At 45.8% G+C, this 10,424-nt stretch carries 6 protein-coding genes; 5 read left to right on the top strand and 1 reads right to left on the bottom strand.

Annotation, left to right across the window (positions count from 1 at the left end):
* Window positions 1-94: 94 nt before the first annotated feature.
* Window positions 95-1,462, bottom strand: coding sequence for a DNA recombination protein RmuC (locus QWZ17_RS23580; protein ID WP_290307781.1), 1,368 nt, complete (start codon window positions 1,460-1,462; stop codon window positions 95-97).
* 119 nt (window positions 1,463-1,581) lie between these two features.
* Here QWZ17_RS23580 and QWZ17_RS23575 point away from each other — a divergent pair, with 119 nt between their 5' ends.
* From QWZ17_RS23575 to QWZ17_RS23555, 5 genes are all read left to right on the top strand, one after another.
* Window positions 1,582-2,346: an SDR family NAD(P)-dependent oxidoreductase gene (locus QWZ17_RS23575; protein WP_290307780.1), complete on the top strand. Its 765-nt coding sequence runs from the start codon at window positions 1,582-1,584 to the stop codon at window positions 2,344-2,346.
* Between the two features lie 382 nt (window positions 2,347-2,728).
* Window positions 2,729-4,249 (top strand): hypothetical protein, encoded by a 1,521-nt coding sequence (locus tag QWZ17_RS23570; protein WP_290307779.1) that lies wholly within the window; start codon window positions 2,729-2,731, stop codon window positions 4,247-4,249.
* A 145-nt stretch (window positions 4,250-4,394) separates the two neighbouring features.
* Complete coding sequence (locus QWZ17_RS23565) at window positions 4,395-5,600, top strand: efflux RND transporter periplasmic adaptor subunit (protein ID WP_290307778.1); 1,206 nt, start codon at window positions 4,395-4,397, stop codon at window positions 5,598-5,600.
* 41 nt (window positions 5,601-5,641) lie between these two features.
* Window positions 5,642-8,809, top strand: a complete 3,168-nt coding sequence (locus tag QWZ17_RS23560) for an efflux RND transporter permease subunit (RefSeq protein ID WP_290307777.1) — start codon at window positions 5,642-5,644, stop codon at window positions 8,807-8,809.
* A gap of 19 nt (window positions 8,810-8,828) precedes the next feature.
* A complete protein-coding gene (locus tag QWZ17_RS23555; protein WP_290307776.1) occupies window positions 8,829-10,235 on the top strand; it encodes an efflux transporter outer membrane subunit in 1,407 nt (468 codons plus the stop codon).
* Window positions 10,236-10,424: the final 189 nt, after the last annotated feature.

The raw sequence follows: 10,424 nt of genomic DNA, 5'->3' as shown, positions 1-10,424 counted from the left end.
CGCTGGCGGGTGAGTCTTCGCCGCCAGGTGATCTACGTCATTTCCACTTTCAGAGTCCCCGGATTTTATACCTCGCAATGACGAATAAAAAAAATCACTCCTCCAAATACTTCCCATCAATCTGCTTATCTGCCTTAGCTCCTAATTTTTTGATCTTCTCGGCGGTGGTTGTTAGGTTTCCCCGGCCTTCAGATAGTTTGTTGAGGGCGCTGTTATAGGCAGTTTGAGTTTGGTTAATGTTGCGGCCAATGCTATCCATATCGCCCAGGAAACCAACAAACTTATCATACATATCGCCGCTTAAGCGGGCTATTTCCAATACGTTGCGATTTTGACGTTCCTGTTTCCACATGCTGGCGATGGTACGCAGGGTAGCCAATAAGGTAGACGGACTAACAATCACCACTTTTTTATCCCATGCATAATTAAACAGTTCGCCATCCAACTGCACCGCTATGCTGAAAGAAGATTCTATCGGCACAAAAAGCAACACAAAATCGGGAGAGTTGATCTTGTACAGATCGTGGTATTTTTTGGCCGATAAGCCCCCAATGTGATTTTTAATCGATTCCACATGCGCCTTGGCAAACAGCTTGCGATCTTCTTCCGTTTCGGCATTTACCAGGCGTTCATAGGCAATTAGGGAAACTTTAGAGTCGATGATTAGGTGTTTGTCGTCGGGTAAATCGATGATCACATCCGGCTGGTAACGCGTACCATCGGTTGCCTGCATAGCGGCCTGGATGCGGTACTCCTGGTCTTTCACCAGGCCCGAGCGTTCCAGCACCCGTTCTAAAATAACCTCACCCCAGTTGCCTTGCTTTTTGTTATCACCCTTAAGGGCTTTGGTTAAATTTTGCGCCTCGTCGCTAATTTGTTTGTTGAGGTCCATCAACTGCGTGATAACGCCTTTAAGGGTGTTACGCTCGGCAGCTTCCATATTGTAAACCTTTTCTACCTTATCCTCAAATGCCTTCAGGTTTTCTTTGAGCGGATTAAGGATGATATCCAGGTTATTGCGATTCACATCAATAAACTCTTTTGATTTTTCCTTGAGCAGTTTTTCGGCCACGTTTTCAAACTCGCGCTGAAACTGTACGCGGATCTGCTCAATCTCTATTTTTTGCTCCTGCATTTTTTCCTGTTGCGACCGGTAATATGCCCGCGCACTTTCCAGCGCTTTATTGGCCTCGGCTAACTGGGTACGTTCATACAACAGTTCGTCTATCAGACGATTTTTTTCATCCTTGAGTAACTGGGTAATGTTGTCTTTTTCGCTGGCAAGTCCGTTGGCTTTTTCCTCGGCTTTAGCTAAACCGATTTTGAGCAGGTCGTTATCATTCCGGAGTTTGTTTAGCTCCTCGGGCGAGATTTGCTCAATAGCTTTTGGCTTTTTGATGAATAGAAAAACGGCGGTTAACAGGATAACTACCGAAACAATGATTAGTATATCAGCACTCATTTTGATAAAAATATTAGCAAATTTAAGTTAATATTTTTAGTAATTAATGGCTATTCTTTTCTACACGGCTTATTGTTTTAACTGGCAAGCCGCTATATTTACCTGACAATACAAAAACTATGACATTTGATTTTAAAGATAAATGTGTACTCATTACCGGCGGCTCGCGCGGTATCGGTAAAGCATGCGCGCAGATATTTGCTGAAGCGGGAGCACAAGTAGCAATCACCTACTTATCAAACCAGGCTGCTGCTCAGGAAACTTTGTCGACGCTTGCCGGAAGCAGCCATAGCGCCTGGCAGTTAGAGGTGCAGGACCCTATCGCGGTAGAAAAATTAATGACTGATTTTATAGCCAAATATGGTCGTATTGATATTTTGGTTAACAATGCTGGGATTTACCTGGAGCATAAAATATTAGAAGCCAGTTATGATGAATGGCAAACGAATTGGAAACAAACTGTTGATGCCAATTTAACCGGCCCGGCTAACCTTTGCTATTTTGCAGGCAGGCAAATGGCCGCACAGGGCGGGGGCAAAATCATCAATATTTCGTCAAGGGGCGCTTTCCGCGGCGAGCCGGATCATCCCGCTTATGGAGCGAGTAAAGCCGGACTTAATGCTATGAGCCAGTCTTTAGCCCAGGCCTTGGCTCCCAAAGGCGTAAGCATCCATGTAATAGCACCCGGCTTTACTGAAACAGATATGACAGCCTCCATCTTGGATAGCCCGGCGGGCGAAGCCATCAAAAAGCAAAGCCCGTTTGGCAGAGTAGCCAAACCCGAAGAAGTTGCCCGCCTTGTAGCCGTGTATGCCTCAACAGGAATGGAGTTTGGCAGCGGCGGCATCATTGATATCAACGGCGCCTCGTATTTGAGAAGCTAATTTGGGAAGAGAATCAAGAGGTTAGAGTCAAGAATTAAGACAGCTGCATTTGCTGGGAGACCGGAAAGAGAGACTTACGAAGTTTAAAAAACTTCGTAAGTCTGGAAATATGCGCCATGCTTTTATAAAGTTGGATTTGCATACGAGAGGCTATAGAGAAAGCCCGATTTGATCAAACACCCCCTCTTCGTAAAATTTCCGTGGCAAAACAATTCGGGGGTTAAAATATTGTTGTATAGATATTAAACACATGCCTGCCATCGGCACAAAACCATCCGATGCTTTGCCGGCGATATTTAAATCTGTACCTATGTATTTTTCCCTTGAATACCCCATTGCTGCAAAAAAATCTCCTGCCCTATATTTATTAATCTGTTTATCGATGCTAAGCTTGCTTCCCGGTTGGGCTAAGGCCGATGGTATCAAGTTTAAGATCAAAAACACCTCGAAAAACGCGCTTACCGTTTTTTACAGGGTTTCACAAAAATCCGGCAATTTCAGGGTAAAATCTTTAGGTCGCTTTAAGCCTGATGAGGAGGATATCAGGCGAATTACAGTAAGCAAGGGCGATACCATAGCCTTTTACGGGCAGGATCAGCAGGATCAGACATCGGCCATTGTAAAACGGGATTACCAATACCTCGATCAACATAAAGATCAACTATTTTATATCCCCGTGTTGATTCCCGAAAAGCAAAGCGCCAGTTTTGAGTCACTGCAAAACCTAAGTCTGCAACTGCAAAACAATAAGGTGCTAAACTTTTTGCTTAAAATGGATTCGACAGCGGTGAGCGGGTTTACTTTGTTGGAGAACAACTTTCAAAATGTATACCCTTTGGGCACATTCATTTTTGTAGATACCAAAACAAACCGGTTGTTGCTCCCGCCATTGGAGCCTTCTTTTTGGAACAGCAATGAAAACTATTTAACAATACAGGATAGCCTTTACGCCCTGGTAAATACCAAGCACGAGGTACAGGCCGGCGCGCAGGTTGCTTATTTTTTGGGTAAGCTGTGCGATAATTTTTCTGACGCTAATACCGTAGAACTCGATTTTAAAGGAAAGCTTTCCTTACTGCGATGGAAGCCTACCCCTACTGCAAACATTTACCAGGTTTTTGATGATAAGGCTGTTAAATCATTCATTCAGCGTTGCTATGCGCAGATTGACAATCCCGACCAGGAGTTTCAGCGTTATCGGCTTTACTTTTTATGTTCCTATGAGCGTATTGATGACCTGGAAGTATACGGAAAGCAGTACCACAACTTTGGCAATCAAACAGATCTTTCCATCAGCAGCAACCCGGGATTCCAGCTCATCAGTTCAAACCTTGGGCTGTTATATGCTAAAGAAAGAACGTTGAGTAATTATTATTCTGTTCAAAACGCGGTGATGCGTACCAAAGCCTATGATTTTACATCGCTTTTATTCAACGGTTTTAAAAACAATACCAAAACCAATATCATCAACGATACTTATGCGCATGAACACCAGTTGGAGTCGTCGATATTGGGCGAATATCAAAATCTGATTAGTTATAACCCCAACCCGGCGGCGCTTAACCTGGCCAAATTATCAAGGGCCGATTCTACTGCCATATTGCCTGTGATAACTACCATTGCCAATTTGAGTCCGTACAATTACCAGTTGACGGATACGGCTAAAACCGCCATCGCGGCCGGCAAAAACGACCAGGTAAATGCCTATAACACCAAGGTTAAAATTTACAACGCGCATTTATCATCCATAGATAACCTTATTAAACAATTGAACCAGGTAGATACCGACCTGGATAAAATTACCCGCGCAAAAAACGACAATCCGTACCCATTCAATTCAAAAAGTAACCCTGGTTTACTCAATGAAATAGAGGTGAATAGCGCTATTGTGAGGAAAGATTAGCCGGGCTTAAACATACAAGTGGTAGCTTTTAAAATAATTGGTTTGTAACAAAGGCCCCTTCGTTTGCGTCTATACCCAATAAATGCCGAAAAACCGGCGTTCGGTTTGCTGTGCATTTATTTTTGATAATCATATACTCACACTGATGTTCTTTAACTCATCCTGTAAAAATTCTTCTTTTTCTTTAATACAAAATGCCGCGGGACTTATCATCGGGCTGTCGTTCGTCGCTGTAATTTCATCCTGCGGAGGTACTAATAAACCCGCCGCCGGCGCGCCGCCGGCACAGGTGTTAGATTATAAGGTGATGGAGCTGCAGCCACGACAGGCTACTTTAAATGTCGATTATCCTGCCAGTATTCAGGGCCAGCAAAATATCGAGATCAGGCCCAAGATTGATGGCTACGTAGAAAAAATTTATGTGGATGAGGGCGCCATTGTAACCAAAGGGCAATTGCTGTTTAAAATAAACGCGCCCCAGTATGAGCAGGACGTGCGTACCGCAGAAGCCGGTATCAAAACCGCAGAAGCCGATTTGAACCTTGCGCAATTGCAGGTAAATAAAGTTAAGCCTCTTGTAGATAAAGATATCATCAGCCCATATGAGTTACAATCGGCACAACTTACACAACAAACTAAGGCAGCCGCGTTGGCCCAGGCGAAGGCAGCGCTTGCAAATGCTAAAGTAAATTTAAACTACACCACCATTATCAGCCCTGTAAACGGGGTTATCGGCGCTTTGCCCTACAAATTGGGCAGCCTGGTTACCAGCAGCACAACAGACCCGCTGACTACCGTTTATAATACAGCCAACATTTACGCCTACTTTGCCTTGAATGAAAAGCAGCTGTTGGATTTCAGCCGCGATAGTTTGAACAAAACATCGTTTAAAGCCAAGTTGGCTAACCTGCCTGCGGTTTCGCTCATTTTGCCCGATGGCACTACTTATGAACATGCCGGCAAGGTTGAAACCGTAAACGGCCTCATCAATACAGCAACGGGAGCAGCCAATGTGCGGGCCGATTTTGTTAACCCACGTGGCCTTATCCGCAGTGGCAGCAGCGCGGTGGTACGGATTCCTAATATCGTTAAATCAGCATTGCTGGTGCCCGAAAGCGCTACCTACGAATTGCAGGACAAGCGTTTTGTTTACGTGGTTGACGCGCAAAATAAGATCAAAAATGTGGCTATACAGGTAATGGATAACACTGCCGATTTATTTTATGTGGTTACCCAGGGCTTAAAAGCCGGCGATAAAATCGTGTTGGAAAGTTCGGGCAATTTGCAGGATGGCACCGTTATAAAAACCAATGAAGTAAGTGCTGCATCGGTTTACGGCAACCTAAAATAACCCTATCTTTTTATTCCTGCAATTATTACAAAAGCAATATTATGCTTAAAAAATTTATAGAACGACCGGTACTCTCTACCGTTATTTCGGTTTTGTTACTCATACTGGGTATTTTGGGGTTGATTAGTCTGCCGGTTTCACAATACCCGGATATCGCCCCGCCAACTGTACAGGTACAGGCTTTTTACAACGGCGCCAATGCCGATGTGGTATTGAAAAGTGTTATTATCCCGATGGAGGAGCAGATTAACGGCGTGGAGAACATGACCTACATGACCTCCTCTGCCAGTAATGATGGCTCTGCCTCCATCACCGTATATTTTAAAGTTGGTACTAACCCCGATCTGGCTGCGGTAAACGTGCAAAACCGGGTATCGCGCGCAACAAGCTTGTTGCCCTTGGTAGTTACCCAATCGGGCGTAACGGTTGCCAAAAGCCAAAGCAGTAACCTGGTGATCTTCTCGCTTTACAGCGAAGACAAAACGTACGACGAAACCTTTTTGCAAAACTATGCCAAGATTAACCTGGTGCCACAGATTCAACGTGTAACCGGCGTAGGTAACGTAGACGTTTTTGGGTCAAGAGATTATTCGATGCGGATTTGGCTGAAGCCGGATGTAATGTCGAGATACGGAATGATCCCCGATGATATTACCGATGCGCTTAACGAGCAGAACATTGAAGCCGCGCCGGGTAAATTTGGCGAGAATAGCAAGCAGGCGTTCCAATACGTTATCAGGTACAAAGGGCGATTAAAAACGGCTAAAGAGTTTGGCGATATTATCATTAAATCTGTAGGGAACGGACAATTGCTGCGGTTAAATGATGTCGCGCGGATAGAATTGGGGTCGCTCGATTATTCGTTCAGGATACAAACCAACGGTTTGCCATCTGTAGGCGCGGCGGTAAGCCAAACCGCGGGATCAAACGCGCATGATGTGATTGATCAAACCAAAAAGATATTAGACGCGGCGGCAGAAAAATTTCCAAAGGGGATGAAGATTACCTACCTGGTTGATGCCAATGAGTTTTTAAATGCGTCTGTAGAGAAGGTGATCAGTACATTGATAGAAGCCTTCGTGCTGGTATTCATTGTGGTTTTTGTTTTTTTACAGGATTTCCGGTCCACGCTGATTCCGGCCATCGCCGTGCCGGTTGCCATTGTGGGTACCTTCTTTTTCTTGAACCTGTTTGGTTTTACCATCAACCTGCTTACGCTGTTTGCATTGGTACTGGCGATAGGTATTGTGGTGGACGATGCCATTGTGGTGGTAGAGGCCGTGCATGCCAAGTTGGATCAAGGGTATAAATCGGCCCGGCGGGCATCTGTTGATGCAATGAACGAGATCTCGGGCGCTATCGTATCTATCACACTGGTAATGTCGGCGGTGTTTTTACCGGTTACTTTTATTACCGGCTCTACCGGGGTTTTTTATAAACAGTTTGGTATTACGCTGGCGGTAGCTATTATCCTGTCGGCAGTAAACGCTTTAACGCTGAGCCCTGCATTGTGCGCGCTATTATTAAAACCGCATCAAAAGGGAACAAAAAAACACGGGTTCATCAATCATTTTTACGTGGTGTTTAACGCCTCGTTTGATGCGGTAAGCGGTAAGTATAAAAAATCGATAGGCTTTTTGGCGGGTAGAAAATGGATAGCCTTAGCGGCAGTAGCCATATTTGCAAGCATCCTTATTTACCTGGTAAAAACAACGCCATCCAGCTTTGTGCCTAATGAAGATCAGGGTACCGTTTTCGCGGCTATCAGTTTGCCGCCGGCCTCATCAATGGAACGAACTGAGGCGGTTGCCGCCAAGATTGACAGTATTGGTCATACTTTTCCCGAGGTTAGGAACACGCTGAAATTAGTAGGCTTTAACTTTATAGCAGGATCGGGCAGTGCCTACGCCATGGTGATCATGAAACTGAAAACCTGGGATGAGCGTAAAGAAAAGAGTCAGAGCCTGCAAAGTATCATCGGGCAGCTTACTCAAAAAACAGCCAGTTTGCGTGAGGCTAATGTGTTTTACTTTTCGCCGCCAACCTTACAGGGTTTTGGTAACAGCGATGGTTTTGAGTTTCAGTTGCAGGATAAAGGCGGCCACACTATCGACGAATTGTTTAAGGTGAGCAACACCTTCCAGGAGGCGTTGAAAAAGCGCAAGGAAATTCAAAATCTTAATTCATCATTTAATCCCAACTTTCCGCAATACCAGGTTGATGTTAATGTGGCTAAATGTAAAGAGGCTGGCGTTACCGTGAACGCGGTGCTGAATACTTTGCAGGGATATTATGGCGGTTTGTATGCCTCAAACTTTAACCAGTTTGGCAAGCAATACCGTGTAATGGTACAGGCCGATTATGATTACCGGGCAAACGAAATTGGCCTGAGCAAAATATTTGTACGAAATGCCGCCGGTACCATGGCCCCAATCACGTCTTTTATTTCACTGAAAAGGGTATTCGGACCGGAATCTATCTCCCGCTTTAACCTGTTTACGGCGATCTCGGTATCAGGTTCGCCAAACCCGGGTTATAGTACCGGGGATGCCATTAAGGCCATACAGGAAGTTGCCAAACAAACGCTGCCTGCCGGGTACGATTTTGAGTTTTCGGGCCTTACACGCGAGGAGTTGAGCACAGGCACACAATCGGCCTATATATTTATGCTTTGCCTGGTGTTTGTGTACTTTTTGCTGTGCGCACAGTACGAAAGCTATATTCTGCCCTTCGCGGTATTGCTTTCCCTGCCGGTTGGTTTGGCCGGAACTTACCTGTTTGCCCAGATCTTTGGGGTAGGCAGTAATATATACCTGCAAATCTCACTCATCATGCTCATTGGCTTATTAGCCAAAAACGCCATTTTGATTGTGGAGTTTGCTTTGGAACGCCGCCGTAGTGGCATGGGCTTGGTAGAGGCTGCTATTGCAGGTGCCGAAGCCCGTTTGCGCCCTATTTTGATGACTTCATTCGCCTTCATTTTTGGCATTATGCCACTGATGGTTTCTACAGGCGCGGGCGCGAATGGTAACCGATCCATAGGTACCGGTGCCGTTGGGGGCATGTTCGTGGGTACGGTATTCGGGGTGTTTGTGATCCCGGTGCTGTTTATCATTTTCCAGGCATTGCAGGAAAAGATCAGCATTAAAGGAAAACATGATGATGAAGATGAAAACGACGATCCGATCATCAGCCCAACAGCTCACTAATGCATAAATGAAATTTGAAATGAATCGATCGACTATAAAATATATCTCGTTTTTTACGCTGGCTTTTAGCTTGCTGCTTTCTTGTAAGATCACTAAAACCTATAACCGCCCGGAGGGTGGTACCAACGGATTATACCGTGACGTGCAGGGAAGCGATACCACAACCATCGCGGCAATGCCATGGCAAAGTTTGTTTGCCGATACTACCCTGCGCGCGCTCATCCAGGAAGGGTTGAATAATAACTTTGATCTGAAAACAGCCGTTCAGCGGATACTGGAAGCGCAGGCTACTTTACAGCAAAGTAAAGCCGCGTTTTACCCCTCATTAAGTGGTAATGCCAGCGTAACCCGTTCAAAACAATCATCGGCAGGATTGAATTATCCGGCAGGTACCATTGTTAATACATTAACCACCACCTACCAGGCCGGGCTCACCACTTCATGGGAAGCCGATGTTTGGGGTAAACTGAGCAGCACAAAGCGTGCGGCGCTGGCCGGTTATTTACAAACCGATGCCGCTAAACGCGCCGTACAAACTCAACTGATAGCCGATATAGCCAATAATTATTTTAACCTGCTTGCCTTAGATAAGCAATTAGAAATTACCCGCGAAACCCTTAAAAACAGGATTAAGGATGTAGAAACGATGAAGGAGCTTAAAGCCGGTGCCGTAGTAACCGGCGCGGCCGTGGTACAAAGCGAAGCCAACCGCTACGCAGCCGAGGTATCTATCCCCGACCTGAAACGCAGCATCCGCGAAACCGAGAATGCTTTGGATCTGCTGCTTGCTCGCGCACCAGGCCCGGTTAATCGCGGTAGTCTTGCTGGAGAAAACATCGCCAGCGAATTACAGGCCGGCATCCCGACGCAATTGCTAAATAACCGCCCGGATGTACAGCAAAGTGAATACGCTTTCAGGGCGGCTTTTGAAAACACCAATGTGGCGCGGTCGTATTTTTATCCCTCATTCACCATTACGGCTTCGGGTGGTTTATCAACCCTGCAACTGAAAGACTTTTTTGTAAACTCCATATTTTACAATATTGCGGCGGGTTTAACCCAACCCATTTTTAACCAGGGCTTGAATAAAGCCCGCCTACGCACCGCGCAGGCTCAGCAGCAGGAAGCGTTAAACAGCTTCCAGAAAACGCTACTGGTAGCCGGACAAGAGGTTTCAAACGCGTTGTACGCCCACCAAACAGCCTTAGAAAAACAGGATGCCCGGAGTAAGCAAATCATAGCCCTGCAAAAATCGGTTGATTATACACAGGAGCTGCTGCGCTACAGCTCGGCTACTAATTATACCGATGTGTTAACCTCCGAGCAAAACCTGTTATCGGCCCAGTTGAGTGGCGTTAGCGATAGGTTGCAGGAATTACAGGCGGTGGTAAATCTTTACAGGGCTTTGGGCGGTGGCTGGAGGTAACGGGGAATTAAAAAAACGGATTAAAAAAATGCAGGGGCTGGTGCGATTCCTTCCTCGGGGAAGGGAAGGAAGGGGTTTCGCCAGCCGTTCTTGTCAAATTGCTCAATCGCACGTAGAAACCCCTCCCTGTCTTTGCGCTCATTTCCGGCGCACCCCTCCCAGGGGCTACTGTGTGTACACATCTTTTAG

The sequence above is a fragment of the Mucilaginibacter flavus genome (assembly GCF_030409315.1).
Taxonomy (GTDB): Bacteria; Bacteroidota; Bacteroidia; order Sphingobacteriales; family Sphingobacteriaceae; genus Mucilaginibacter; species Mucilaginibacter flavus.
The sequence above is the reverse complement of the archived record's forward strand: the minus strand, read 5'-3'. Positions and strand labels throughout refer to the sequence as shown.

Bases quoted from the DNA above. Each gene is read 5' to 3' on its own strand.
- QWZ17_RS23570 (WP_290307779.1), top strand. From the start codon at position 2,729: ATGCTAAGCTTGCTTCCCGGTTGGGCTAAGGCCGATGGTATCAAGTTT.
- QWZ17_RS23565 (WP_290307778.1), top strand. From the start codon at position 4,395: ATGTTCTTTAACTCATCCTGTAAAAATTCTTCTTTTTCTTTAATACAA.
- QWZ17_RS23555 (WP_290307776.1), top strand. From the start codon at position 8,829: ATGAATCGATCGACTATAAAATATATCTCGTTTTTTACGCTGGCTTTT.
- QWZ17_RS23580 (WP_290307781.1), bottom strand. From the start codon at position 1,462: ATGAGTGCTGATATACTAATCATTGTTTCGGTAGTTATCCTGTTAACC.
- QWZ17_RS23575 (WP_290307780.1), top strand. From the start codon at position 1,582: ATGACATTTGATTTTAAAGATAAATGTGTACTCATTACCGGCGGCTCG.
- QWZ17_RS23560 (WP_290307777.1), top strand. From the start codon at position 5,642: ATGCTTAAAAAATTTATAGAACGACCGGTACTCTCTACCGTTATTTCG.